The sequence below is a fragment of the Paraburkholderia sp. GAS41 genome, from assembly GCF_050436545.1.
GTDB lineage: Bacteria > Pseudomonadota > Gammaproteobacteria > Burkholderiales > Burkholderiaceae > Paraburkholderia.
In genome coordinates this window covers 42,648-67,500 of record NZ_JBNDMK010000032.1, presented here as the reverse complement: position 1 = coordinate 67,500, position 24,853 = coordinate 42,648, and the positions used below count along the sequence as shown (strand labels likewise).

Sequence of the window (24,853 nt, the reverse complement as noted above, 5' to 3'; positions counted from 1 at the left end):
ACGAAATCAACCACAACAATCCACGTAGAACACCGAGTTCCAATGACCGATGATGATCGCCTATTCCTCCAACGCACTGTACCGAGGGTCAACTATGAGGGCCGGCCGTTCGGGGTGCGGATCGCAACCATACCGCAACCATGGCGCGACGAGTTGCTCGAGTTGTGCCGGATTCAGGCTCTTCACGTGTATGACAACGACGGCAAAGGCAATTGTATGTACCCGTGGGACTGGAAAGACTGGCTCAACGGTCAGTTGTCTGAGCCGTGCTAGCGCAACGGCAACGGGAGCCGGCCTCGACAAGGGCTTAACGCCCGTCGCTGAAACTTTATGCCGCGAAACTTTCGGGCTCCGCCATCCGCACAAGCAACTAGCGCTGGTCGCCAAAGGCGGACTAGGAAGCATTTGCCCAATCCACCAGATCAGCGACCATTCACCTTCCTTTTTGCAAGAGAGCCGCGGGCTCGACCTTTAAAGCCTTCGCAATTCGCTCGATGTTGTAGATCGTCACATTCTTTTCTCCACGTTCAAGCATACCAACATAGGTACGGTGTACGCCTGCACGTTCGGCCAGCGCCTCTTGAGAGATGCCTCGTTCAAGCCTAATCCGCCGGACATTAGCGGCAAATACTGCTACGAGAACACATTTTTCTGGATCGACGGACATGCGAACAATGTCCGTCGTTGCAGACTATGATTCTACATACTATGATTAGCAATTTCTCACAGACTGCGTGTCGAATTTGAGGTCATCCGTCGCGCCATCGACTTGGCAATGCCGCGCCGCGGGGGTGATCGAGATCGTATGCTCAAAATAGAGGCTCGATGTTACTTACACAATCCGGGTGGCAGGACTCGCAACCGACCAGACTCCGACTTGTCAGCCCATTCGTTCCTTGGCGTTGCTTGGCTGTTTCCAGTGAGACGCCCTGCTTTTTAGTCGAGTGCGACAGGCCGCTGCCCCAAGACGAGGGAGCACTGCCGGTGGCGTATATGGCTGCATCACCAGAAAACCTGCTGGAAGTCCTCGCGCAGCTGCCAGCGGATGGCTTTCGCATTTATAAGATTCAGCTTACTCACGATAGGGAGGCAGCAAGCCGCCTCGAATCAGTTCACGCACTCACCAGCTACTCGGCAACTGGCGTCATCTGGTATAACTTCGTGAACGACGAGGGTATAACTCAACCTTGCCTGCCTTGGCAGCCACGACCGGAAGCGGAGTGCGCCTACACAATCGAGTGGTCGATGGCGCCGCGGGCGGTGCGCGCAACCACCAACGTCTCTTCTGGGAACGACGGCCGCCATCGCTGATTGGCTCTGCGGACGTAAAGCATCAAATACTCGTCTCGGTCGAAGAGCTCTTCAAGTCGGGCGTGGCCTATCTGTAAGCACCTCACGGCGGCCGTTCTCCAGGCAGCGGTGAACGAAGGTAATTTGGTTCCCACCAAATATTTTGGTGGGAACCAAAGTGGTCGAGATAGTCGATAGCAGTACCCAAGCTCCCGGTAAGCGCCCGAACTTTCCACGCGAGTTCAAACGACAGCTCGCCGAACAGACCTTCGAACTTGGCGCGTCCGTATCGCTGGTCGCACGTCGCAACGACATTAACGTCAATTAGCGATACCGTTCTGAGTTTGGTCCAGAACCGCGCATTTCCTGTTAACGGACCCGCTCTGGCTGGTGCTTTGTGTTAACGATTTAGGCGGCGCAGGGGCGCTGCTCTGCCTATTTTCTAGGCAAATGCTCCGCTACAACGAGCCGGGGCCGCTCGGGGTTATGCAGGTATGCCCCAGGGTCTGGGAACCCCATGGCGCTGCACGGTAGACCCTGCAACCGCTATCGTGAGCGAGGCGGGAGGCTCATGCGCCGTGTTGAAAGGAGCCGCTGTAAGGTACGTGTAACTATTTCTTCCCATCGCACACGATCTATCTCACTCGGTGAAGCGGCTTGCACAAGAGGCGGCTGTTCGCCTCCCCGCCCCTGTGTCTCTTGAGCGTAACTCGCTTACGCGACCTACTACGCTGCTTGCTCGTCTTTGATCTGTTTAGCCACCGTAGCGATGGTCCCTCGGCCACACTTGACCGCGTCCTGAACTGCGTTCCACGACAGGCCTGCACCCAGCAACTTGCGGATGGTCTCGTGTTGCTTCAGGTCCACAGGTCGTCCCTTGTATTTGCCGTCGGCCTTCGCCTTGGCGATCCCTTCGGCTGCACGACGGCGACGGTCCTCATAGTCCTTACGGGCGACCGCTGCCAGCATGTCCAACATCATTGCGTTGATGGCCTTGAACATCCGTGCGGTGAAGTCATCCAGGGCTTGGGGCTTCAGGGCGCCGTGGGACGTGGGGAGATCCAGAGCCACGACCAGCACGCCTTTGTCTTCGATCATCGCTCGCAGCTTCAGCCAATCGCCCTCGGTCAGGCGTGAGAGGCGGTCAACCTGCTCCACCAGCAGGACGTCACCTTGCTTTGCATCCTTCAGCAGGCGCATAAGCTCGGGGCGCTCAAGCTTGGCCCCGCTCACGTTCTCGACATACTCGGACGCGATCACTACGCCGTGGTCTGCTGCAAAGGACTCAAGGGCGTTACGGGCACGCGTTGCGTCTTGGTCGTCTGTCGATGCGCGGAGGTAGGAGCGTACGAACATGGTCTGTTTCCTGTGAGCGGTTCCGTTAAGATGGTCAGAATATAGCAGTGCAGTTTGGGTAGGTCAACAAGTATTCGCAGTACCTTTTCTGACTGGTACTACAGACCACACCTATCTTGACCACGGCTTGGGACTGCTTAGGCGGCAACGTGCCTGCTCGGAACCCTTGGGCCGGAATTCATATTCGATGTGCCTTGCCTCTGCTGCATCGTTCGCCGTGCTGCGCCATCGCAAATCGCGTCAGCTTTTCCAAAAGGATCGACGCATCGGTGCGAGCCATAGTACCGGTCTACTTGTATGCAAAATCGACTTCAAAAACACCGTTAAAGCTCGACCGCCATCGTTGTTGTTCAAGCCGCGTGAGTGGGGGGCCTTCTGGCCAAAACACGGACCCCCGGGGACCCCCGGCCTACTGGGGGAGTACTGAGAGGCTTTCGTAATAGACCCCCCACCCGTACCCCTGGGGGTCCCAGCGGACAAGGAGGCGCCTTTGCCCTATACGCGAGGGTGGGGGGTAGGCCCCGGGGCACTTGGGGGAGTGACCGTGCCCCATTTACTCTATGGGTCCCATCGACCCACGGTCCTGATGGTAGGACCGCCCGGCGCCGGCAAATCGATGCTTGCAGCGCGCCTGCCGAGCCTGCTGCCGCCTATGACCGATGAAGAGGCGCTGACCTCGGCGGCGTTGCTGTCTGCCAGCAGATCGGGCTTCTCGCCGGCCCAATGGCGGCAGCGGCCGTTCCGGGCGCCGCACCATTCGTCGAGCGCGGCGGCGCTGGTAGGCGGCCGCAATCCGCCGCAGCCAGGCGAAATCACCCTGGCGCACCTGGGTGTCCTGTTTCTCGATGAAATCCCCGAATTTGATCGCCATGTACTAGAGACGCTGCGCGAACCGCTCGAAGCCGGGCGCATCACGATTTCGCGCGCGGCCCTGCAAGCGGATTTCCCGGCGGCCTGCCAGCTGATCGCGGCCATGAATCCGTGTCCGTGCGGCTGGCGCGGCGACCCCAACGGGCGTTGCCGTTGCACGCCTGAAATCGCTGCGCGCTATCTGCGCAAGCTGTCGGGCCCGCTTCTGGACCGCATCGACATTCAGATCGAAATTCCCGCGCTCACACCGGCTGAACTATCCGCGCGCTCCAGCGCCGGCGGGGAGTCGAGCGCCGCTATCGCCGCACGGGTAAGCGCCGCACGTGAGCGCCAGCTGACGCGCCAGGGCAAAACCAATCGCGAACTGAGCGGACGCGAAGTCGACGAGGTCTGCCGACCCGACCCGGCCGGCGAAGCCGTTCTGCGTGAAGCGGGCGATCGCTTCGGCTGGTCAGCGCGTGCCTACTACCGGGTGCTGAAGGTGGCGCGCTCGATCGCCGACCTGGCCGGTGCCGACGTGCCGACCAGTAGCCAGATCGCGGAAGCCGTTCAGTACCGGCGCGCGTTCGCAAGTGGATAAAGCAAAAAAATATCTGTCAAGACTTGACTTATGCACATAAAAGCATTTCTTGCGGAGTTGAAGTCAATTGAAAGGTGACCGCTACGCGTTTTGACGAAAGCCTTGATTTCATTGACTTTTTGATTTCCGCCGAAGTAGGAAAAAAGTTCCACGAGGCCCGCCCGGCGGGCATTTCCGCGAGCTCTCACGAGGTTTTCCACAAAGTTATCCACAGGCGCCGTGCGTATTGGAAAAATCCTCATGAAATCCAGCTATTAGCGCCATATCCTGCGAAGGAACATTCACTTCGGTGCACCGGCCTATGGTTTTCCCAAACTCGGGCCGCGATGCTCAATACAGTTGAAAAGACTGAAAAAACTGATCGACCTGCTCCTGCGGAAGCGGCGCACTGGCAATGATCGCGGCCTGATAGACATGCCGGCCATGCGCGACCAGTCGCGCATACACCGTGCGGGCTTCCCGCTGCTCGCCGGCCTTGCCGCTCAGTTTCATCTCGAGGCCGGGCACCTGGCCGCCCGCCGCGAGCGGAATTTGCACCGTACGTGCGTCGGGGGCAGCGCTGACGTTGCGGGCCAGGCCGGTGCGCAGGAAATCGAGCGCCGCGCTCTGGGTTTGCGGGTCGTCGGATGGCAGGCTCACGGTTCCCACTGCGAATACCGCATTGCCGGCCTCGGCGATCTGCATGGTCATCGGCATCTGCGTCCCGCCAATCCCGATCTGGCGGCTGTCACTGCTCGGCTTGGCCGGCAGGTCGACGGTGTAGCCCTTGTCGTTGTTCATGACGGTGCGCCAGTCGTAGGTCGGCGAACAGCCCGCCAGCATCCCGCCCACCACCAGCAGGCACGCGCTGGCGAAGAGCGCGGAAGGCACTCGCGTGAGTCCGGATAGAACGCGGTGCGCAGCGGCCCTCATGCCCACAGCAAGTTTGAGCAAAACGCGCAGGGACGACAGACGAAACGTGGATCGGAGCATGGGAATGAAGTCAGGGAAAGACACGGGCATAAAACCCTATTATCCGCTGACAGGCCGGGCTGAGCCGTCTCGCCGGATTGGGGCTACAATCGGGACTTCAATTCGTCGCAACGTTGCGCGCGCCCTGCGCGAATCTCGAGGCCCCGTTCATGAGCCCTACCTCTTCTGCCCAAGTGGCGAAACGCACCAACCCGATCCGCTATATCGCCATGGCGGTCGTGGCCGGCGCGATCGCGATTGCCGGTTACTTCGCCTTCACCGGCCAGCAGCATGTGCCCGATGCCACCTTCACCTTGCTGTCCGGCCAGAAAGTGTCGACCGCCGATCTGAAGGGCAAGGTCTACCTCATCAACTTCTGGGCGACCAATTGCGACACCTGTGTGCAGGAAATGCCGAAGATGGTCGACACGTATAACCGCTTCAAGGGCAAAGGTCTTGAATTCGTCGCCGTGGCAATGAACTACGACGCCCCGATGTACGTGACCAACTACACCGAAACGCGCCGCCTGCCGTTCAAGGTCGCCATGGACGACGGTTCCGCGGCCAAGCAGTTCGGCAACGTCCAGTTGACGCCGACCACCTTCGTCGTCGACAAGGACGGCAAGATTCTCAAGCGCTACATCGGTGAGCCGCAGTTCGCCGAACTGGACCAACTGCTTGAGAAAGCGCTAAACGCGGCCTGAAGTACGCGAACACGAGATAAAACGCGCCGGTAGCGGACCTGTCCGCTACCGGCGCGTTGCTTTGTGGAGTGTGATCACCGCTCCCCTTCCCCCTTCGCCGCCAGCCCGTAACGCCGGATCTTTTCGTAGAGCGTCGCCTTGCCCAACTGCAGCCGGTCTGCGGCCACCGCCACCGCGCCACCCGTTTGCTCGAGCGCCTGCGCAATCACCGCACGCTCGAACTGCTCGACGCGCTCCTTGAGCGAATGGGCATCCACGGCTTCATCGACTGACGCAGTCATGGGATCCTCGGCCACACCGAGCACGAGGCGGTCGGCCGCATTGCGCAACTCCCGCACATTGCCCGGCCAGTCGCGCTGCATCAGTCCTGTCCGCTGACGGTCGGTCAGGATGGGCGCGGGACGCTCATAGCGCACCGCCGCGTCGAGCAGGAAATGCTCGAACAGCGGCACGATGTCTTCGCGCCGCTCGGCAAGCGGCGGCAGCGCGATCGTTACCACGTTCAGCCGGTAGAGCAGGTCGCGCCGGAACGTGCCGGCGGCGACATGCTCCGTCATATCGCCCTTGGCAGCGGCCACGATACGGCAATTGACGCGAATCGGCTGGTTCGAACCGAGCCGCTCCAGCACACCGTCCTGCAGCACGCGCAACAGCTTGACCTGCAGACCGAGCGGCATGCTCTCGATTTCGTCGAGAAACAGCGTGCCGCCGGATGCGTGTTCGAGCTTGCCGATGCGCCGCTTGGCCGCCCCGGTAAACGCGCCCGGCTCATAACCGAACATCTCCGACTCGAACATCGGTTCAGGCAGCGCGCCGCAATTCACCGCGATAAACGGCTTGTCCCGCCGCGGCGACAGTTCGTGCAGGCTGCGGGCGATCAGTTCCTTGCCCGCGCCCGTATCGCCGTTGATGAGTACCGAGGCGTCGGTGGGCGCGATATTCGCGATCAACCGGCGCACCTGCTCGATCACCTGACTGCGTCCGATGATGCGCGGCGCCACCGTGTTCTGCCCCGCTAGTTCACGACGCAGCGCATGGTTTTCCAGCACAAGCGTACGACGCTCTAGCGCGCGCCTGACGGTCTCGATCAATCGCTCCGAGGCAAACGGCTTTTCGATGAAGTCATACGCGCCGTCGCGCATGGCCTGCACGGCCATCGAAATATCGCCGTGTCCGGTGACCAGAATCACCGGCACCTCCGGTGCGCGCTCGTGACACTGTGCGAGCAGATCGAGGCCGCTCGCGCCCGGCAAACGGATATCGCTGACGATCACGCCCGGAAAATCCGCGCTGATGGAGCGCGCCGCCGATTCCACCGATGCGTGCCCGGTGACGTCGAAGCCCGCGAGTTGCAGGCTCTGCACGCTCGCGCGACGCACCAGTTCGTCATCCTCGATATACAGCACCGTCAAACTGTTGTTGACCATTGTCCTTTCCACCTGAAAGTGCCCGAGCGCATCTGCCACCGCCTGAATTCAGGACCCCGCCGCGAGTGGATCCGTGGCCCGCACACGGTCCCGCCGCAGCGTCAGCACGAACAGCGCGCCACCGTCCGGCGCATTGCGGGCAACCAGCGAACCGCCCGCGTCCCGCGCGATCGACGACGAAATGGCGAGGCCGAGCCCGAGTCCCTGGCCCATTTCCTTGGTCGTGAAGAACGGCTCGAAAAGCCGCGGCAACACGTCGTCCGGAATGCCGGGGCCGTTATCGTGAACCGAGATCATGAGCGTCGTCCCGGTGCCTTCAAGGTCGATTTCGATACGGGCCGGCGTAATGCCGGCCGCTGCATCCAGCGCATTGCCGAGCAAGTTGATCAGCACCTGTTCGAGCCGCAGATCATCGCAATTCGCGACCCACGCCGGATGCTCCTCAGATGGATCGAAGCGCGTGCGTGTGCCGGCTTCGGCATCAATCGCCGTCACCACCACCTGAACATCCTGCAAACGCTTTTGCAGCAGCGCCAGCACATTGCGCAGCGCACGCGCGAGCGGCGCCCGCGCGCTACGCGGCCGCGCCCGGCCCACGAACAACTTCAACTGGTTGGTGATCTTGCCCATGCGCTCGGTGAGTGCGGCAATCGCTTCGAGATTCTCGCGGGCCGACTGCTGATCGCCGCGTTCCAGCAACACCCGCGTGTTGTCCGAGAAGCCACGCAACGCCGCCAACGGCTGGTTCAACTCGTGCGTAATCCCCGCGGCCATCTGGCCGAGTGCCGCCAGCTTGCTCGCCTGGATCAATTCATCGTGCGCCGAGCGCAATTCCTGTTCGGCGCGCGTGCGTTCGCTGACTTCCTTTTTCAGTTGCTCGTTGGCCTGCGACAGATCCGCCGTCCGTTCCGCCACTCGCTGGTTCAACTCCGCGTATGCGCGCTGCAGCAATTCGCGGCTGCGGATCATCTCGCGCACGCGCGCACGCCGCGTTCTCCAGTAAAACGCCAGCAGGCACAGCGAGATATAGCCGAAGCCGGTGACGACCGCGTCATTGCGAGCATCGGCGTCGACGGGAGCGACGCTCGCGAGGGTGATCAGTTGCCAGTCCGGCTCGCCCATCGCCCGGCGCGATGCGAGGTAGCGCGGCGCATAGCGCCCGCCGCCGATCCGCACGATCTGCGCATCGCCTTCGAGCGTGCGTTCGATCGTCACGGGCAGCGGCGCAATCTCCTGCTGCGCATACTGGCGCGTCTGGTAGATCGAGTCCGCCACCGCGCCGGACAGCGGCCGCACCGTGTGGTATTTCCACGCCGGCACCGACGACAGGAAAATCACACCGTGATCGTCGGTGACGATCAGCGGCTCGGATGCGTCTGCACCCTGAAACCATTCCAGATTGAGTTTGACGACCGCCACGCCGACGATCTGACCATCGCGACGCACCGGCTGCGAGATGTAGTAACCGGGATCATGCGAGATCGTGCCGATGCCGAAGAAACGGCCCACGCCGCCCTTCACCGCATCCACGAAATACGGCCGGAACTGATATTCGCCGCCGACGAAACTCTCCGGGTCGTGCCAGTTGCTCGCCGCGACACATAGTCCGCCGGCCTGGATGATGTAGGTGGCCGTCGCTCGCGCGTGACGGTTGAGGTCGTCCAGATAGTGGTTGGCGCGCACGACATTCGAAGCGGAGGGACTCACCAGCACGTCCTGCACGAACGGATGTTCGGCTAGCAAATATGGCAGCGATTCGTAGCGCTCGAGCGTGCTCTTGAGTGTGTTGGCGGTGCGGTCGACGCGCACCGCGGCGTTGCGCCGCAAATTGTCGATGCCGCGCTGCCACGCGATGCTCCACGTGACTCCGCATGCCGCCACGAGCCCGGCGAGGAGCGCGAACAGGATCAGCAGGCGGCGCGTCACGTTGGTGAGTTCCAATGGGTGGGCTGCGGCTATTGTGGCATAACGCGCTGGGCTTAAACTCGTTGCCGCGGCGACCTTTCCAAGGGTTGCCGCGTGCCCGTGAGCCGCGTTTCCAAGGTTGCGGCGCCCGGACGGCGGCGCCGTCATGTCAGCGCTCCGTCCACCGCGCCGCACGGGTTCAGGCACCCGCCCCTTCTGCTTCGCCTTCTGCCTGTGCTTTCGTCGCGGGTGTCACTTCGCCGCGCAGCACCGCGCGCAGCCGGTCGCGGTCCAGCTCCCTCTCCCAGGCCGACACCACCACCGTAGCAACGCCATTGCCGACGATGTTCGTCAGCGCGCGGCATTCGCTCATGAAGCGATCGATGCCGAGAATCAGCACCATGCCCGACAGCGGGATCGTCGGCACCACCGCCAGGGTCGCCGCGAGCGTGATGAAGCCGGCGCCCGTCACACCGCTGGCGCCCTTCGACGTCAGCATCGTGACGGCCAGCAGCGTGAGCTGCTGCGTGAGCGTGAGATCGGTGTTGGTGGCCTGGGCGATGAACAGCACAGCCATCGTCATGTAGATGTTGGTACCGTCGAGGTTGAACGAGTAGCCGGTCGGCACCACGAGGCCCACCACCGAGCGCGAGCAGCCGAGCTTCTCGAGCTTCAGCATCAACTGCGGCAGCGCTGCTTCCGACGAGCTCGTGCCCAGCACGATCAGCATCTCTTCCTTGATGTAGGCCACGAAGCGCAGGATGCTGAAGCCGACCATCCGGGCAATCGCGCCGAGCACCACCACCACGAACACGATCGAAGTCAGATAGAACGTGCCGATCAGCTTGAGCATGGGCACCAGCGAACCAATGCCGTACTTGCCGATGGTGAACGCCATTGCCCCGAATGCACCGATCGGCGCGAGCTTCGTGATGATGCGCACCACGCCGAACAGCACGCTCGACAGACTGTCGATCAGATCCGTGACGACCTTGCCGCGCGGGCCGAGCGTCGCCAGCACGCTGCCGAACAGCATCGCGATCAGCAGGATCTGCAGGATTTCGCCTTGGGCGAACGCATCCGTGATCGTGTTCGGAATGATGTGCATGAAGAAGTCGACGGTGTTCTGGCCGTGCGCCTTGGCCGCGTATGACGCGACTTCCTTGCCGTCGAGCGTGGCCGGATCGACGTTGAAGCCGGCGCCCGGTTTCAGCACGTGCGTGGCGATCAGGCCGAGCAGCAGCGCGAACGACGAGACGATTTCGAAGTACAGCAGCGCTTTGCCGCCGACCCGCCCGACTTTCTTCATATCCTCCATCCCGGCGATACCGGTCACGACCGTACAGAAGATGATCGGTCCGATCACCATCTTGATCAGCTTGATGAAGGCGTCGCCGAGCGGCTTCATGTCGATGGCGAAGGCCGGCGAAAAGTGGCCGAGGATAATGCCGACGATGATCGCGGCGACCACCTGGACATAGAGCACTTTATAGAAGGGTTTCTTCACGATAGTTCCTGCGATGTGGGTGAGCCAATGGCCTGCCACGCTGCGCATCAATGCGAACGAATGGACGTATCGCCTGTGCACGGCATCGGGCCGCGACAAGACGACGGATTCAGAAGTACGGGGAAGGGAAAGGGCGCATCGTTGTCTCCATGCTTTAGTTGTCGGGCCTTGGCGGCCGCGCTTTTACGTTGCAAGGTCGATGCCAGTTGAGTTTCGGTTTTATCTATATGATTTATATAAACATTTTTAACGACACTCACTCCGCTCGTCCAGCTTTCCGGAAATCCGGACGAGAGGCGTCGGGAAATCCGGACGGTGCGAACAAAAAAATGCCTTCCTCGACTCGGGAAGGCATTTCAACGGAATATCGGAGACGTTGTTGTTCGTGGGCCTCGTGTCGCGGTCCTGCTGCGAAGCTCACAGAACAATATTAGGATGGTTCGGGCGTGCTTGCCGTTAAGCATTGTTAAATCGAGCGCGGGCGCATGGGCGCCCCTGATTTCTCAGCGTTGCCGAAAAACTCAGTCGAAATCGAACACGTCGAAGAGCGAGCGCTTTTTCCTGTACCCCGGATGCCCCGACCGGCGATCGTCATACCTTTGATGGCTCTCACCCGGATGCTCGCGATACCGCTCGCGATGACCCTCCCGGATCAGGCTAACGCCACTCTGTGCGCCGACGCGTTCCACGTCGTCTGAAATCAGCTTGTCGAGTTCACCGCGATCGAGCCATACGCCCCGGCAATCCGGGCAGTAGTCGATCTCGATCGAGCGGCGCTCGGTCATCAGCAGCTCAGTCGTCTTGCAAACAGGGCATTTCATGGCGTTGCTCCTCACAGGATGAGACATCGGATGCGCACGTCAATGCGGCGCGTATCCCTATCATCGGTGCTCCTCGAGTGCGGATAAACGAGTGATAAGCTGAACGACAGATCGCTTTTTCCGAAGTGAGGCCGTCCATGCTGAACTACCGTCACCTTTACTATTTCTGGATCGTCGTCAAGGAAGGCGGCTTCGCGCGAGCGGCCGAACGTCTCGACATGGCGGTGCAGACGATCAGCGCGCAAGTGCGCGAACTGGAAAAATCGCTTGGGCGGCAGTTGCTGAAATCCGCTGGGCGCGGCGTCACCATGACCGAGGCCGGCGAGACCGCATTCAATCGCGCCGAGCAGATCTTCCAGATTGGCGAAGCGCTGCTCGACGAGATGCGCGAGGCCGGTGGCGAACGCGTTGCGCGACTCGCCGTGGGCTTTTCCGATGGCATTTCGAAGCTCGCCGCGCACGCGCTGTTGGCGCCCGTGCTGGGTACGCCGTCGCTCAGGCTGTTGTGCCACGAAGGCGAGCCTGCGCAACTGTTATCGGAACTCGCGCTGCATCGCCTCGATCTCGTGCTGGCCTGTCAGCCGGCGCCGCATAACGCGGATCTGCGGGTTCTGAGCCAGCGCCTCGTTGGCTCGGCGGTCGACTGGTACGGTCCTGCAGCACTCGTCTCCAAAGCATCGCGTGCCGGCTTTCCGCAATGCCTCGCCACGCTGCCCGTACTGCTGCCCACCGGGCACGGCGCGCTACGCGCACGACTGGAGCGCTGGTTCGAGGCTGCGGCGATCCGACCGCGAATCGCCGGAGAATTCGAGGACAGCGCGCTCATGGCGGTGTTCGGCGCACGCGGACTCGGCGTGTTTCCGCTCGCGGAACTGGGCGCCGAGGACGTGTCGCTATTGCGTGGACTGCGCTGGCTCGGCCGTGCGGACGGCGTGATCGAAGAGATCCACGCCATCCGCTCGCGACGAGGCCAGCATCACGCGCTCGCCTCTCAGGTGGTCGACGCCAAACGTTTGTGAGCATGCAAGGTATTGCGACGCACGACGGCCTGGCTTGACGCGGGCGCCCACGCACTGAAAACGGTCCCCAGCAGGGCGATCTCACCGTCCGCGAGATAGTCGTCGGCGCTCGCGGCGGCAACGCACAGGCGCATGACCTTGCGTTGCAACGCTGGCGAGTCGATCTCACCCATCAGCGTCGCAAGCAGGGCCTTGTCGACCGGGCCAGCCATGGGCGCATGAGGCGCATGGGCGACGGCATGATCCTCGCACAAGGTCTGCACGATTTGCGCGAACTGTTCTGGCAAAAGACCGAGTTGTCCGGCGATATCGAGTTTGTCGAGCGCACGCTCCTCGGAGCTGCAAACGTGGCCGTCGGCGGTCAACATCAGCGCGACAATACGTGCAGCGGCTTGAGGACTATTACGGGGGTAGGTTTGCATGACGAGGCTCCTTTTGGCGGACGCTGTCCGCAGTGGTGATGAGCCTCAGTCTGCGTCAGGTTCCTGAACGGATAAACCTGTCAATTCGGGAGCAATGGTTCGGAAAAACCGAAGGATGCATGGGCGAACCCGACGGCTTCCCCCGGCGAGATGCAAGTCCCTTAAACCGCGCCCTCTTCCAGCACCAGCAGGTTCTCGTGCGAAAAGCCCAACGCCACCGGTTGACCGCGTTCAGGCAACTGCCGGTTCGGATCGTTGAAGACGTCGAGCGAAATCACTGCATCCTTCACCCGCGTCCTGATCCGCACTACCGCGCCGAGGAAATTCACTTCTTCGACGGTGGCCGCCAGCGTGTTGCGTCCCGCCGCGGGCGCTTCCAGCACGATCGCCTCCGGTCGCAGTGCGAGCAGGCGCTTCTTGCCCGCGTCGTCCGCTGCGAGCGGCTGCGTGGTTACGAGTTCCTGACCGTCCACGGCCATCTTGCCGCTCGCCGGGTCCACCACGTGACCGGAAAGAATATTCAGCGTGCCGACGAACGACGCCACGAAACGTGTGCGCGGATAGTTATAGATCTCTGACGACGTGCCCACCTGCTCGACGCGTCCTTCGTTCATCACCACGATGCGGTCCGAAATCGACAACGCCTCTTCCTGATCGTGCGTAACGAAGATCGACGTAATGCCGAGTTCCCGCTGCAACGCGCGAATGTCCTGGCGCAGCGAAATGCGGATCTTCGCGTCGAGCGCCGAAAGCGGTTCATCGAGCAGCAGAACCTGCGGCTTGCCCGCCAGCGCGCGCGCCAACGCAATGCGCTGCTGCTGGCCGCCCGAGAGTTGCCAAGGGTAACGGTCAGCCACATGCGGCAGCTTGATCAGATCGAGCATCTCGCCAACCCGCTTGCGAATATCGTCCTGCGGACGGTGCGCCACTTTCAGTCCAAAGCCGATGTTGTCGGCCACCGTCATGTTCGGAAACAGCGCATACGACTGGAACACCATGCCGACCTTACGCTGCCGGGTGCGCAGATGCGTGACGTCGCGCCCGTCGAGACGAATGATGCCGCGCGTCGGACTTTCGAAGCCCGCGATCATGCGCAACACCGTCGTCTTGCCGCATCCCGACGGGCCCAGAAAGGTGATGAACTCGCCGCGCTCGATCTTCATGTCGAAATGATGCAGCGCCGTGTTCGTCCCAAAGGACTTGTGCAGATTTTCGATCTCAAGGAATGCCATGATTCGACGCCTCAGTTCTTCAGGGTTTTTGTCCGGCCGGCGCGCGTGCCGAGCTGCGGGCCGAGCCAAATACCTGGATCAGCCCCATCGAGGCCCAGGTGATGGCGAACGCGATAATCGCGAGGGCCGACGGCTCGTATGCGCGGTTCGCACCGATCAGTTGCAGGTACGGCCCGAACGCCGGCCGGTCGAGCAGGCTCGCCAGCGTGAACTCGCCGATCACCACCGCGAAGGTGAGAAACGCGCCGGACAGAATGCCGGAGCGGATATTCGGAAAGATCACCTTGAACAGGATGGTCGGCCAGTTCGCACCGAGACATTCGGCCGCCTCGGTGAGCGAGCGCACGTCGACCGCCGCGAGACCCGCGTCGACCGCGCGGTACATATACGGCAGCGACAAGGTGACGTAGCCGAACACCAGCAGCAGATCGGTAGCGCGCTCGTTGCCGGTGAGCGGCAGGATCGAGCTGCTGTTGTAGATGCGCAGGTAGCCGAACACGATCACGATGGCCGGAATCACCAGCGGCAGCAGCGTGATGAATTCCACCACCGGCCGCAGCTTCGGCAAACGCAGGCGGACCCAGTAAGCGGTCGGCACCACCAGCAGGACGCCGATCACGATCGTCAGGACTGCCATCAGCATCGAGTAGCCGAACGAGGCCTGGAAATGCGGATCGCTCAGCACGACCCGATAGGCGTCGAAACTGTATTCGCCACGCCGCATGCGCAGACTGAACTCGAGCGTGGCGGCAAGCGGAATCAGGAAATACAGCGAGCCCACGACCATCGCGGTCCACGCGCCCACACGCGATTGACTGTTCATCGACGCCCCCTTTCGGCGCGCGAGCGCAGCCAGATATAGCCGCCATTCGACAGCCCCGTCACGAGGATCATGCCCAGCGCCAATGCGTAGCCGAGATTCTGGTTATGCAGCACGTCGCCGCGAATCTGCGCGTACAGGAGAATGGTGACGATGTTCAGCGAGCTGCCGGTCAGCGCATAGGCCGTTGCCACCGCGCCAAACGAGTTGGCGAACAGCAGCAGGGTCGCGCCCAGCACGCTCGGCCACAACACCGGTAACGCGACATAGCGCCAGTACTGCAACGACGTGCCGCCGAGGCAGTCGCAGGCCTCGCGCCATTCGCGCTTGAGGCCGTCGAGCGCCGGCGTGACGATCAGGACCATTAACGGAATCTGGAAGTACAGATACGTCACCGTGAGACCGGTGAAACTGAGGATGCTGAAGCCCGTGGAATACAGATTGATGCCCACGTACTTCTTCAGCAGAACCGTGACGAGACCGACGCGTCCCAGCGTGCAGATGAATGCGAACGCGAGCGGCACGCCGGCAAAATTCGAGGCGACGCCAGAAAAGGTCATCAGGGTGGGACGAATCCACACCGGCAGGCGTCCCTGCACGGCTGCCCATGCCAGCAGCGAGCCGATCACGGCACCGCCGATCGCCGATGCCGCACTCACCTTGAAGCTGATCCAGTAGGCGTCGAGCACGCCCGGCTGGAACAGGTCGCGGAAGTTGACCAGCGTGAAGTGCCCCTGAGGATCCTGAAACGCGCCCACCATCAGGAACCCGGTTGGCAGGATCAGGAACAGCAGGGCAAAAATGAAGAAGGGAGCAACGCCTAGCCAGGTCAGGAGCTGGGACGACTGTCCCGGTCCCTTTACACCAGGCGCCGGCGTGGGAACGGGCGGAACCTGTAGTTCCGGTTGCGCCGACCCGATATCCGATGAAGCGGTCATACGTCACCCTGGGAGCATTCAGGCTAAAGCCGGGGCCACGCAGGGCCACACTCGAAAGCGCTTCAAGCGGGTCCGGCATACCACATGCCGCAGCAATAAAAATATCCAGATGGGGCGTAACGGCCATCCTGCCCACCGCCGCGTCGCCATCCGGATGCGAGTATCACAACTTGCTTCTACTGCTTACTGCGCCTCTTTAAAACCGGTTCTTGCTGCACCTTACTTCACGTTCGCGCCAACCACTTCATCCCAATGCTTGGTGATGGTGTCCTTGTACGCATCCTGCTGCTGCAGCGTCGGGAATACGGCATTCTTGTAAGCCGATGCCGGCGGCAGCTTGTCGAGCAGCGCCTGCGGCACTTTCTTGCCGGCCACCAGTTCGTTGTAGCGGATCGGGTGGCAGTAACCGGCCAGCCAGCCGACCTGGCCTTCGTCCGAATAGAGGTACTCCATCCACAGCCTGGCGGCGTTCGGATGCGGCGCAAACGCGCTGATCGCCTGCACGTAGACGCCGGCTACGACGCCCGTCTTCGGCACCACGACCTGCACCTTCGGGTTGCCCTTGAGCGTGTCGCGGTCGGCCAGCGCGTTGTAGTCCCAACGCACCACGATCGGCGTCGTGCCTTGTGCCAGCGAAGCGGCCTTGCCAATCACCGGCACGAAGTTGCCGCTCTTGTTGAGGTCGGCGAAGTACTTCAGGCCGGCGTCGGCAGCCTTGGCGGTATCGCCCTTGCCGGTCGACAGACCGGCCGCGTAGACGGCCTGGATCGCCTGGTTGGCCGAGCGCGGATCGCCCGCGAGCGACACGGCGTTCTTGTAGTCGGACTTGAGCAGATCGCTCCAGTCGGCGGGCGCCTTGTCGATCATGTCGGCATTCACTTCAAACGACAGCACGCCGTAATAGTCACCGTACCAGTAGCCGTCGGCATCCTTGGCGGAATCGGGAATTTCTTTCCACGTCGACACCTTGTACGGTTGCAGCAGGCCTTCGCTCTTTGCGGTCGGACCAAACGACAGACCCACGTCGATCGTGTCCGGCGCTTGCGGTCCCTTGTTGCCCTTGTTGGCCTTGATGGCTTCGACTTCGTCGCCCGAACCGGCATCGGGATTCAGTTCGTTCACCTTGATGCCGTACTTCTTTTCGAAGGCGGCGATCATCGGACCGTAGCCGCACCAGTCATGCGGCAACGCGATCACGGTGAGCTGGCCTTCCTGCTTGGCTGCGGCGACCAGCGCATCGGGCGGCGCAGCCAACGCGCTGCCTGCACCCGCTGCGGCCACGCCCGCAACTGCTGACATCGAGATAACACGGCTTAGCCACGTGCGGTTCAGGTTCATAGTGTTCCCCATCCTTTGCCTAAAGTTGCTACGTTAGGAAAACTGCATTTGACGATTATCTTCGGTGCGCGAATGCTCCAGCGCACCTGTCATGTCTGTCGTGCCTGACTCAAGCTAGGCCAGATTGCCCCGCGTGGACAGCATGTCGTGCGCAAGCATATCGATGCGATCAGTACAAATCATGTCAACGCCCCATTGCGCGAGCAACTTCGCGCGGTCCGGGTCGTTCACGGTATACACGAGTACGCGCAAACCCTCGGCGCGGATCGCGGCAACGAGTTCCGCGCTGAGATGCTCATGGCTCGCATGCAGCGAAACGCAATCGAGTTCGCGTACGATGCGCAGCCAGTCGTCGGGAACCGCTTCGAACAGCATTCCGCGCGGCAACGTGGGCGCCGCTTCCCGTGCGGCGACGAGCGCCTCGAACGAGAAGGACGACAGCAGCGGTGGCGGTGTCTGTCCCTGCCAGAGCGCGAGCGCCCCGCCTGCGACGAGTTGTCCGGTGATGGCATCGCGACCAGGGCACGGTTTGATTTCAATGTTGGCGGCAATGCCGTCGCGTTTGCAACGGGCGGCTGCGTCCGCGAGCGTGGGCAGGCGCTCGCCGGCAAACGCGGCGTCGCGCCATGAGCCGGCATCGAGCTTCGCCAGTTCCGCCCACGTATGCCCGGCGGCAGGTCCATGGCCGTTGGTCGTGCGATCGAGCGTGTCGTCGTGCAGCAGGAAGAGATGGTCGTCCGCCGACAGCTTGGCGTCGAACTCGACCATGCGATAGCCGTAGCGCCTGCAGACGTCGAACCCGGCCAGCGTATTTTCCGGCGCGAGCGTTCCGCCGCAGCGATGCGCGATCAGGCGCGGATACGGCCAGTCGGCGTTGGTACGATCAATCCCAGTTCCCACGTCTGTACACCTTCGAAATAGACCGCTGCGCACGCTTCGCCAGTTCGCTATGGTCATCGTCAGGATGACGAACTGAACGGTATTATCTCGTCAGCGAATTGTCATGTTGCAGCACCGCATTGAAACGGACAGCAAAACGACCTGCCGAGCCTGGTATGGAGCTAGGATACGGCAGCTTGCTTGCCAAAAGCGACATCCAGGGTTCGAAACCAGCCAGGTCAATTCCGTTTCGAACATTCCGTGTTCGGATTCGCTCCGTATCCGCTAATCTGCGAAGGCTAAATTTAAATACACAAATTTGCAAGGCACCAAAAAAATACAACACGAAAGCCGTAAAGTAGCGCGAATGACATCGCCTCGACACATAACCGTGTCAGTGATGTCATAGATAAAACCAGCTGTCCAGACCGACTCAATCGCAAAGGGAAAATGCATGTGGCAGGAAGACCGTCACCAAAGAATTCGCGCGCTGCTATCGACACTGCAACGGGTGTCGACCGAACGGATCATGGCGGATCTCGGGGTGTCGCGCGAAACCGTACGGCGCGACCTGCTCGATCTGGAGGCACTCGGCGAATTGCGGCGGGTGCATGGCGGCGCGATCAAACCCGCCGACGAAGCGCCCATCGCGGAACGCGCCCATACCCGCGTCAAGTCCAAGACGGCCATCGCCAAGGCGGCGATGGGTGTCATCTCCAGCGGCCAGACGCTGTTTATCGACGCCGGCACGACCACCTCGGCGCTGGCCGAAGAGCTGGCGAAGCTGGCCAATCTCACGGTGGTGACCAATTCGATCGACGTCGCGCTGAAGATGCGCGGCGTGGCCGAGCAGCCGGCGGAAGCCGCCAATGAAGTGATTCTGCTGGGCGGCTCGATCAGCGACCGCGCCATGGCGACGGCCGGCAGCACGACGATCCTCGAAATTCATCGCTACCGGGCAGATGTGGCGTTGCTCTCGCCGGTCGGTATCGACCCGCGGCACGGCGCCACCAATTACGATCACGGCGAAACCGAAGTGGCGCGGGCGATGGTCGCCAATGCCCAGCGCGTGGTGATCCTCGCCGATTACAGCAAGATCGGCCAGCGGAGCCGGATTTCGTACTGCCAGCCCGAACAGATCGACGTGCTGATCACCAACAAGAAGGCGGCCGACGCCGCCGACTTCGCGGCCCTGAAGAAGAAGGTCGCGCGCATCATCCTGGCTTAGGGGCTCACTCCGGCGCGTGCAGAGTATCGAGGACGCGCTTGCGCAAGCGCGTATCGTGCAGTGCACCAGCGGCGTCGAGCACCGGGTAGGCGGTCGAGCAGAACAGCGAGTTCAAGCGCTTCATGTCGCTGATCATGTCGAGGTGAAGCGCGCTGGTCTCGATGCTGCGCAAGGTCTGCCCAGCCAGCCGGTCCAGGTGAGCATACGAGTAGAGCCGCTCGAGGTCGCGGAAGCGCTCTTTCTCGGCCAGCAACTGCTCCGCGCAGCGCAGATCGTTGTTCAGGAATACCGACAACCCCAGTTGCAGATTGCTGACGAGGCGCGCATGCAGATCCTCCAGTTCGCCCAGTCCCTGGTCGGAGAACGCGAGCCGGTGAGCGATCTTCTTCTCCTCGATATCGCCAACGATGCGCTCGATGATGTCGCCCGCATGCTCCAGGTTGATGGTGAGCGCGATGATGTCCGTCCAGCGTCGGCTGTCGGCCTCGTCCAGCTGCTCGCGGGAAATGCGCGCGAGGTAGCTTTTGACGGCCGCGTACAACTGGTCGACGTCGTCGTCCATGAGCACCGTCTCGCGCGCCTTGGCGAGGTTGTTGTGATGGATCAGCTCGGCGACGTTGTCGAGCATCGTGCGAATGATGTCGCCGATCCGCAGCACTTCGCGCGCAGCATGCGCCAGCGCCAGCGAGGGGGTGGAGAGCGCGGCCGCGTCGAGGTGCAGTGCCCGCAGTCCGCCGTTCTGCGTCGGGCGGTCCGGCAGCAACCGCGCGCAGATGCGCGCAACCGGGTCGATCAGCGTGAGGCACGCGCAGCAGCGTAACGTGTTGTAGATCAGGTGGAACCCCACCACCGCCTCACGCGGATTCCTGATCAGCACCGGCAAGCCGCGCGCCAGCAACGTCGCGAACGGCAGGATCAGCAGCGCTCCGGCCAGCTTGAAGACGAGGCTGCCGAGCGCGAGACGCCGCGCCGCTGCGTTTTGCGCCAGCGTGCCGCTCAGCGCCAGCAAGCCGCTGCCGAGATTGGCGCCGATCACGAGGCACAAGGCCACCTTCAGCGAAATCACACCGGACGACGCCAACGTCGCCGTCAGCAGCACGGCCGCAAGGCTCGAGTACGAGATCACCGCAAAGGCCGCACCGACCAGCGCGTCGAGCATCGTGTCGCCGGTCAGCGCGCCGAACATCACGCGCACGCCTGCAGCCTGCATCATCGGCTGCGCGGCTTCGACGATCAGATGCAGCGCCAGCAGGATCAGGCCGAGACCGATTGCCGTGCGGCCCACTTGCCCCAGCCGCGTCTGCTTGCGAGTGAGGAAGAGCGGCACGCCTACGAGCACGAGGATCGGCGACAGCCACGAGAGGTCGAGGGTGAGGACACGCGCCATCAGCGCCGTACCGACATCTGCGCCCAACATGATGGCAAGACCGCTGGTGAGGGGCAGCAAGCCTTGCGCCGCGAAAGACGTGACGATCACCGCAGTTGCATTGCTGCTTTGCACGAGACTCGTCACGACGACGCCCGCCCCGAAGGCACGCCCGCGGCTGCCTGTGCTGCGGCCGAGGGCACTGCGCAAATCCGCACCGAGCACGCGCAGGATGCCCGTACGCACGATGTGCGAGCCCCACACCAGGAGCGCCACACCGGAGAGAAGGTTAAGCAGAATCAACATGGCGCACTACTCTTCTCTAGCCTCCAACCCTGACCGTACCCGCATGCCGCCGCGCGGCGACACCCGGATAAACATGACACTAGTGTTGCACAATTTTGGCTTATTGTATTTTTGTGTACTTAAATATACGATCTGCCAGCATGCGGAAATGTGCGCCACGCCGCCAACGAGCCGGCTTCGAAGAGTTGATGCAAGGAACCGTTAGATGACTCGCAACCTCGCGCTATTCGATCTGGACCACACCCTGCTGCCGCTCGACAGCGACCAGGCCTGGGCCCACTTCATAGCGAAGCTGGGAGTAGAAGACGCCGCGCGCCATGCGGACGAGATCGACGCGTACTACCGGCAATATGTCGCGGGCACGCTCGATATGAACGATTACCTGAACTACACGCTCGCGCCGCTCGCACGCCATTCGCGCGCGCAACTGGATGCGTGGCATGCGGCCTTCATGAACGAGGTGATCGCGCCGGCCGTCCGGCCCGCCGCGCGCGAACTCGTGCAACGGCATGTCGATGCCGGCGACCTATGCTGCATCGTCACTGCGACGAATGTGTTCGTGACGGCGCCGATCGGCAAGCTGCTGGGCTTCGAACATCTGCTGGGCATCGAACTGGGTACTGAAGGCGGCGATCCGCTTGCGCGTTATACCGGCACCGCAGTGGGCGTGCCGACATTCCGCGAAGGCAAGATCACGCGGACGCAGAGCTGGCTCGCCTCACTGGGTTACGCGCTGCAGGACTTTCCGAAGAGTTACTTCTATAGCGATTCGATCAACGACGTGCCGTTGCTCGAACGGGTCACGAATCCGGTGGCGACCAATCCGGACGCACGGCTGCATGCGCTGGCGCAGGAGCGGGGCTGGCCGGTTATCGAACTGTTTGCCTGAGCGTGGCGCAGTCGTTGCACGCAGATTGCGCGTACATTGCGCGCACGGCTCGCTCAGGCACTCGTTTCGTCGTCCTACACGCGTCCTTTCCACGGCACCAGCCGCCGTTCCAGCGCACGCATCCCAAGATCGAAGATCCACGCAATCAAGCCAATCAGCACGATGCCCATCACCACCACGTCAGTGCGTAGAAAGCTCGACGCGTTCAGCACCATCTGACCGAGGCCCGCGGTCGCCGCCACCATTTCGGCGGCCACCAGCGTGGTCCAACCGAAGCCGATCGCAATGCGCAGGCCGGTCAGAATCTCCGGTAACGCCGCCGGTAAAACCACATACCGTACGATCTGCGTGAAGTTGCCGCCCAGTGAATACGCCGCATGAATCTGTTCGACGCTCGCGCTACGCGCCCCCGCGCGCGCCGCCATGGCGATCGGCGCAAAACAGGCCAGGTAGATGACCACGATCTTCGCCGTCTCGTCGATGCCGAACCAGATCACCACGAGTGGCAAATACGCGAGCGGCGGCAGCGGCCGGTAGAACTCCAGCGGCGGATCGAGCAGCCCGCGCGCCACCCGGCTCACGCCCATCAGAATGCCGACTGGCACCGCCGTGACCGTCGCGAGCGCGAACGCGCCGAACACGCGCAGCGCGCTCCACGCGAGGTGCTGCGATAGCGGTAGACCGCCTTGAATGCGACCGTGGCAAGCGTCGATGAATGCCGCCCAGACTGCCTCGGGCGTCGGCAGGAACAGCGGCGGCAACCACTGCAGGTGCGTGGCGACCCACCACAACGCGGCCAGCGCGCCCACGGACACCACGCTTAGCGCGGCAGTTGGACCTTCGCCCGGCATGCGCCATGCGCGCGTCTGCCGGCGGGCTTTTCTGTTCACCGGCGACGCCGCTGCGGTACGCGTTGCGTCCTTCACGGCAGCACCCGGCTGAGCCAGCGGCGCCTCGCTGAGCGAATCACGGGAGACGGTCACGACGCCACCTCTTCCGGCGCACGCTGATGCAGACGACGCACCAGCCGTTCACGCCACTCGATAAACTCGGGCGACGACTTCACCGCGCGCGCATCGCGCGTGTCGAGAAAGCGGCGCGCGAATGGCAGATCGTAGCTCTCGGCGATGCGTCCCGGCCCGGGTGTCATGACAACGAGGCGCGTCGCCAGAAACAAGGCTTCTTCGACGCTGTGGGTGATGAAGAACACCGTCTTGCGCGTACGGCCCCACACGTCGAGCACGAGTTCCTGCATCGACTCGCGCGTCATTGCGTCGAGCGCGCCCATGGGCTCGTCCATCAATAGCACTTCGGGATCGCTCGCCAGCGCGCGCGCAATGCCCACGCGCTGCTGCATACCGCCCGATAACGCGTAGACACGCGCGTGCGCGTGCGGCTCGAGTCCCACCAGCGCGAGCATTTCGCGGGCGATACGGTGCCGCTCGGCTTTCGGCACGTGCTGAAAGCGCAGGCCGAGCGCGACGTTGTCGAGTACGTCGAGCCATGGCATCAATGCGTACTTCTGGAACACCACGCCACGATCGGCGCCCGGGCCGTTGACCCGCTCACCGTTCAGACGGACTTCGCCTTCGGTTGGCTGGATGAAACCGGCGATGCAGTTGAGCAAGGTGGTCTTGCCGCAGCCCGACGCGCCGAGCGCGACGACGAACTCGCCGGATTCGATCCGCAGATCGACGTCGGCAAGCGCGATGTTTGGCGCCGCGCCTCGTGCACCGTCAAAGGCGACATGCAATCCCCGGATCTCTAAACCACTCATCTGGATACCTATTCGTTCGGAAAACTGGCTCGCACCGGCGCGCGGAGAAACCACGCGCGGCGCGCACCTTCTTCCTAGTGTGCTGCCTGCTGAACATAGCGCGGATCGATGCCCGCCGAATAATCCGGCAGGACATTCTGAATCGTACCCTGCGTCTTCAGGAACGCCGCCGTCGCAGCCAGTGATTTCGCCGCCCCGGATTGTGCGCCGCCACCCAGCCAGGTGTTCGACGCCTGCTGCGCCGCCGACGGAAACGCGTAGAGCGCGAGACTCGCCGGCACGTCCTGGGCATTCGCTCCGGACTCCTTCGCGACGGCCGCCACTTCCGGCGAACTCGCGTTCCACGTCGACGTGTGATCGCGATAGTTGGCATCGCTCGCCGCGAGCACCTTGACGAAGCGCGCGACGAACTCCGGATTTTGCTCGGCGAACTTGCGATCGACCACGAAGCCGTCGAACGTCGCCTTACCGGTTTCCTGCGCGACCTGTCCTGATGTAATCAAAACCTTGCCGTTCTTTTTCACCTTGGCGAGCACCGGATCCCAGATGTAGGTTGCGTCGATATCGCCACGATCCCACGCGGCCGCGACTTCCTGCGGGCGCAGGTTGACGATCTTCACGTCATTGGGATTCACGCCCGCGGCCTGTAGCGCGACCAGCGTATGGAAATGCGAAGTGGACACGAACGGCACGCCGATCTTCTTGCCCTTGAGTCCGGCGAGACTGGTCACGCCGGAGCCGTCGCGCGCCACGAGTGCTTCGGCATCGTTGATGTTGTCGAGAATCCAGAAGAGCGAAATATCGACGCCTTGCGACAGGCCCGCCGCGATCGGACTGGAGCCGGCTTCACCGAGTTGCACCGACCCCGACGCCAGCGCGCGAACCACCTCCGCGCCGCTGCCGAGTTGCCGGTAGACGACCTTGTAGCCGGTCTCCTTCTCGACCTCACCGGTGGCCTGCGCGTAGCGCCACGGCACGACCATGTCCTGGTACGCGATCACGACTTCTTTGGTATCGGCGTGGGCGGCGCTCGCAAAGGGAGCAGAAACGGCCAGCAGCGTCACGAGCGCGGCCAGCGGGCGGAAGAACCGGTTCATCGGAAAGCCCCTTTTTAGTAAGGTGTGAGCGAGACTTCCGACTATAGGGAGTTTGGGCGCGGGCGGTTCTAATGAATTCGACATTGCTAATCACGCTGTTTGAGCATTGCTTTTCACGCTGGGTTGGGTGA

Annotated in this window: 23 protein-coding genes and 1 pseudogene; 7 read left to right on the top strand and 17 right to left on the bottom strand. The window is 62.3% G+C overall.

Translation table 11 applies throughout. From position 1 onward, the window contains the following. Window positions 1-433: 433 nt before the first annotated feature. On the bottom strand, window positions 434-667 hold the full coding sequence (locus tag P3T43_RS31565; RefSeq protein WP_429284927.1) for a helix-turn-helix domain-containing protein: 234 nt from the start codon (window positions 665-667) through the stop codon (window positions 434-436). Between the two features lie 326 nt (window positions 668-993). Here P3T43_RS31565 and P3T43_RS31560 point away from each other — a divergent pair, with 326 nt between their 5' ends. Together P3T43_RS31560 and P3T43_RS31555 are read left to right on the top strand one after the other, a co-directional pair. After that, entirely contained in the window at window positions 994-1,311 is a 318-nt protein-coding gene (locus P3T43_RS31560; protein ID WP_429284926.1) for a hypothetical protein, read from the top strand. Between the two features lie 145 nt (window positions 1,312-1,456). Next, the gene (locus P3T43_RS31555) at window positions 1,457-1,618 is read left to right on the top strand and encodes a transposase (protein WP_429284925.1); all 162 of its coding nucleotides are present in this window, start codon (window positions 1,457-1,459) and stop codon (window positions 1,616-1,618) included. 398 nt (window positions 1,619-2,016) lie between these two features. Here P3T43_RS31555 and P3T43_RS31550 read toward each other — a convergent pair whose 3' ends face one another. Beyond that, complete coding sequence (locus P3T43_RS31550; RefSeq protein ID WP_429284924.1) at window positions 2,017-2,646, bottom strand: recombinase family protein; 630 nt, start codon at window positions 2,644-2,646, stop codon at window positions 2,017-2,019. A 562-nt stretch (window positions 2,647-3,208) separates the two neighbouring features. On the opposite strand from P3T43_RS31550, the pseudogene P3T43_RS31545 reads away from it, so the two are divergent. After that, window positions 3,209-4,096 (top strand): annotated as a pseudogene (locus tag P3T43_RS31545) (YifB family Mg chelatase-like AAA ATPase); the annotation flags it as partial. Between the two features lie 330 nt (window positions 4,097-4,426). On the opposite strand, the gene P3T43_RS31540 reads toward P3T43_RS31545, so the two are convergent. After that, a complete protein-coding gene (locus P3T43_RS31540) occupies window positions 4,427-4,918 on the bottom strand; it encodes a hypothetical protein (RefSeq protein ID WP_429284937.1) in 492 nt (163 codons plus the stop codon). A 299-nt stretch (window positions 4,919-5,217) separates the two neighbouring features. On the opposite strand from P3T43_RS31540, the gene P3T43_RS31535 reads away from it, so the two are divergent. Next, window positions 5,218-5,751 carry a peroxiredoxin family protein gene (locus P3T43_RS31535; protein ID WP_429284923.1) on the top strand — a complete coding sequence of 178 codons (534 nt, stop codon included), beginning with the start codon at window positions 5,218-5,220 and terminating at the stop codon, window positions 5,749-5,751. A gap of 74 nt (window positions 5,752-5,825) precedes the next feature. Here P3T43_RS31535 and P3T43_RS31530 read toward each other — a convergent pair whose 3' ends face one another. The 4 genes from P3T43_RS31530 to P3T43_RS31515 all read right to left on the bottom strand — a co-directional run bounded on the left by P3T43_RS31530 (window position 5,826) and on the right by P3T43_RS31515 (window position 11,411). Then, on the bottom strand, window positions 5,826-7,178 hold the full coding sequence (locus P3T43_RS31530; RefSeq protein WP_429284922.1) for a sigma-54-dependent transcriptional regulator: 1,353 nt from the start codon (window positions 7,176-7,178) through the stop codon (window positions 5,826-5,828). A 48-nt stretch (window positions 7,179-7,226) separates the two neighbouring features. Beyond that, a complete protein-coding gene (locus P3T43_RS31525) occupies window positions 7,227-9,251 on the bottom strand; it encodes a sensor histidine kinase (protein ID WP_429284921.1) in 2,025 nt (674 codons plus the stop codon). A gap of 31 nt (window positions 9,252-9,282) precedes the next feature. After that, the gene (locus tag P3T43_RS31520; RefSeq protein WP_429284920.1) at window positions 9,283-10,590 is read right to left on the bottom strand and encodes a dicarboxylate/amino acid:cation symporter; all 1,308 of its coding nucleotides are present in this window, start codon (window positions 10,588-10,590) and stop codon (window positions 9,283-9,285) included. Window positions 10,591-11,111: 521 nt separating this feature from the next. Continuing rightward, window positions 11,112-11,411 carry a zf-TFIIB domain-containing protein gene (locus P3T43_RS31515; protein WP_429284919.1) on the bottom strand — a complete coding sequence of 100 codons (300 nt, stop codon included), beginning with the start codon at window positions 11,409-11,411 and terminating at the stop codon, window positions 11,112-11,114. 137 nt (window positions 11,412-11,548) lie between these two features. On the opposite strand from P3T43_RS31515, the gene P3T43_RS31510 reads away from it, so the two are divergent. Further along, entirely contained in the window at window positions 11,549-12,430 is an 882-nt protein-coding gene (locus tag P3T43_RS31510) for a LysR family transcriptional regulator (protein WP_429284918.1), read from the top strand. Here the strand turns inward: P3T43_RS31510 and P3T43_RS31505 are convergent. The 6 genes from P3T43_RS31505 to ugpQ form a co-directional block, all read right to left on the bottom strand. Then, window positions 12,403-12,852, bottom strand: a complete 450-nt coding sequence (locus tag P3T43_RS31505) for a TerB family tellurite resistance protein (protein WP_429284917.1) — start codon at window positions 12,850-12,852, stop codon at window positions 12,403-12,405. The two genes, P3T43_RS31510 and P3T43_RS31505, sit on opposite strands and share 28 nt — an antisense overlap. A 161-nt stretch (window positions 12,853-13,013) precedes the next feature. Beyond that, window positions 13,014-14,084, bottom strand: coding sequence for an ABC transporter ATP-binding protein (locus P3T43_RS31500; protein WP_429284916.1), 1,071 nt, complete (start codon window positions 14,082-14,084; stop codon window positions 13,014-13,016). A gap of 19 nt (window positions 14,085-14,103) precedes the next feature. Beyond that, complete coding sequence (locus P3T43_RS31495; RefSeq protein ID WP_429284915.1) at window positions 14,104-14,907, bottom strand: ABC transporter permease; 804 nt, start codon at window positions 14,905-14,907, stop codon at window positions 14,104-14,106. Further along, on the bottom strand, window positions 14,904-15,842 hold the full coding sequence (locus tag P3T43_RS31490) for an ABC transporter permease (protein ID WP_429284914.1): 939 nt from the start codon (window positions 15,840-15,842) through the stop codon (window positions 14,904-14,906). Before P3T43_RS31490 ends, P3T43_RS31495 begins: the two co-directional genes overlap by 4 nt. Window positions 15,843-16,061: 219 nt before the next feature. Next, window positions 16,062-17,141, bottom strand: coding sequence for an ABC transporter substrate-binding protein (locus P3T43_RS31485; protein ID WP_429284936.1), 1,080 nt, complete (start codon window positions 17,139-17,141; stop codon window positions 16,062-16,064). Window positions 17,142-17,294: 153 nt separating this feature from the next. Continuing rightward, window positions 17,295-18,080, bottom strand: a complete 786-nt coding sequence (gene ugpQ, locus P3T43_RS31480; protein ID WP_429284913.1) for a glycerophosphodiester phosphodiesterase — start codon at window positions 18,078-18,080, stop codon at window positions 17,295-17,297. Between the two features lie 433 nt (window positions 18,081-18,513). Here ugpQ and P3T43_RS31475 point away from each other — a divergent pair, with 433 nt between their 5' ends. Further along, a complete protein-coding gene (locus P3T43_RS31475) occupies window positions 18,514-19,287 on the top strand; it encodes a DeoR/GlpR family DNA-binding transcription regulator (RefSeq protein ID WP_429284912.1) in 774 nt (257 codons plus the stop codon). A gap of 4 nt (window positions 19,288-19,291) precedes the next feature. On the opposite strand, the gene P3T43_RS31470 is transcribed toward P3T43_RS31475, so the two are convergent. Next, the gene (locus tag P3T43_RS31470; RefSeq protein WP_429284911.1) at window positions 19,292-20,959 is read right to left on the bottom strand and encodes a Na/Pi cotransporter family protein; all 1,668 of its coding nucleotides are present in this window, start codon (window positions 20,957-20,959) and stop codon (window positions 19,292-19,294) included. A 205-nt stretch (window positions 20,960-21,164) separates the two neighbouring features. Between P3T43_RS31470 and P3T43_RS31465 the strand changes: the two genes are divergently transcribed. Then, window positions 21,165-21,848 carry an HAD family hydrolase gene (locus P3T43_RS31465; RefSeq protein WP_429284910.1) on the top strand — a complete coding sequence of 228 codons (684 nt, stop codon included), beginning with the start codon at window positions 21,165-21,167 and terminating at the stop codon, window positions 21,846-21,848. Between the two features lie 74 nt (window positions 21,849-21,922). Here P3T43_RS31465 and P3T43_RS31460 read toward each other — a convergent pair whose 3' ends face one another. From P3T43_RS31460 to tauA, 3 genes are all read right to left on the bottom strand, one after another. After that, entirely contained in the window at window positions 21,923-22,831 is a 909-nt protein-coding gene (locus tag P3T43_RS31460) for an ABC transporter permease subunit (protein WP_429284909.1), read from the bottom strand. Then, entirely contained in the window at window positions 22,828-23,625 is a 798-nt protein-coding gene (locus tag P3T43_RS31455; RefSeq protein WP_429284908.1) for a taurine ABC transporter ATP-binding protein, read from the bottom strand. Before P3T43_RS31455 ends, P3T43_RS31460 begins: the two co-directional genes overlap by 4 nt. A 74-nt stretch (window positions 23,626-23,699) precedes the next feature. Next, window positions 23,700-24,722 (bottom strand): taurine ABC transporter substrate-binding protein, encoded by a 1,023-nt coding sequence (tauA, locus tag P3T43_RS31450; protein WP_429284907.1) that lies wholly within the window; start codon window positions 24,720-24,722, stop codon window positions 23,700-23,702. Window positions 24,723-24,853 lie beyond the last annotated feature (131 nt).

Bases quoted from the DNA above. Each gene is read 5' to 3' on its own strand.
- P3T43_RS31565 (WP_429284927.1), bottom strand. From the start codon at position 667: ATGTCCGTCGATCCAGAAAAATGTGTTCTCGTAGCAGTATTTGCCGCT.
- P3T43_RS31560 (WP_429284926.1), top strand. From the start codon at position 994: ATGGCTGCATCACCAGAAAACCTGCTGGAAGTCCTCGCGCAGCTGCCA.
- P3T43_RS31550 (WP_429284924.1), bottom strand. From the start codon at position 2,646: ATGTTCGTACGCTCCTACCTCCGCGCATCGACAGACGACCAAGACGCA.
- P3T43_RS31540 (WP_429284937.1), bottom strand. From the start codon at position 4,918: ATGCTGGCGGGCTGTTCGCCGACCTACGACTGGCGCACCGTCATGAAC.
- P3T43_RS31535 (WP_429284923.1), top strand. From the start codon at position 5,218: ATGAGCCCTACCTCTTCTGCCCAAGTGGCGAAACGCACCAACCCGATC.
- P3T43_RS31530 (WP_429284922.1), bottom strand. From the start codon at position 7,178: ATGGTCAACAACAGTTTGACGGTGCTGTATATCGAGGATGACGAACTG.
- P3T43_RS31525 (WP_429284921.1), bottom strand. From the start codon at position 9,251: ATGACGGCGCCGCCGTCCGGGCGCCGCAACCTTGGAAACGCGGCTCAC.
- P3T43_RS31515 (WP_429284919.1), bottom strand. From the start codon at position 11,411: ATGAAATGCCCTGTTTGCAAGACGACTGAGCTGCTGATGACCGAGCGC.
- P3T43_RS31510 (WP_429284918.1), top strand. From the start codon at position 11,549: ATGCTGAACTACCGTCACCTTTACTATTTCTGGATCGTCGTCAAGGAA.
- P3T43_RS31505 (WP_429284917.1), bottom strand. From the start codon at position 12,852: ATGCAAACCTACCCCCGTAATAGTCCTCAAGCCGCTGCACGTATTGTC.
- P3T43_RS31500 (WP_429284916.1), bottom strand. From the start codon at position 14,084: ATGGCATTCCTTGAGATCGAAAATCTGCACAAGTCCTTTGGGACGAAC.
- P3T43_RS31495 (WP_429284915.1), bottom strand. From the start codon at position 14,907: ATGAACAGTCAATCGCGTGTGGGCGCGTGGACCGCGATGGTCGTGGGC.
- P3T43_RS31490 (WP_429284914.1), bottom strand. From the start codon at position 15,842: ATGACCGCTTCATCGGATATCGGGTCGGCGCAACCGGAACTACAGGTT.
- P3T43_RS31485 (WP_429284936.1), bottom strand. From the start codon at position 17,141: ATGTCAGCAGTTGCGGGCGTGGCCGCAGCGGGTGCAGGCAGCGCGTTG.
- P3T43_RS31475 (WP_429284912.1), top strand. From the start codon at position 18,514: ATGTGGCAGGAAGACCGTCACCAAAGAATTCGCGCGCTGCTATCGACA.
- P3T43_RS31470 (WP_429284911.1), bottom strand. From the start codon at position 20,959: ATGTTGATTCTGCTTAACCTTCTCTCCGGTGTGGCGCTCCTGGTGTGG.
- P3T43_RS31465 (WP_429284910.1), top strand. From the start codon at position 21,165: ATGACTCGCAACCTCGCGCTATTCGATCTGGACCACACCCTGCTGCCG.
- P3T43_RS31455 (WP_429284908.1), bottom strand. From the start codon at position 23,625: ATGAGTGGTTTAGAGATCCGGGGATTGCATGTCGCCTTTGACGGTGCA.
- tauA (WP_429284907.1), bottom strand. From the start codon at position 24,722: ATGAACCGGTTCTTCCGCCCGCTGGCCGCGCTCGTGACGCTGCTGGCC.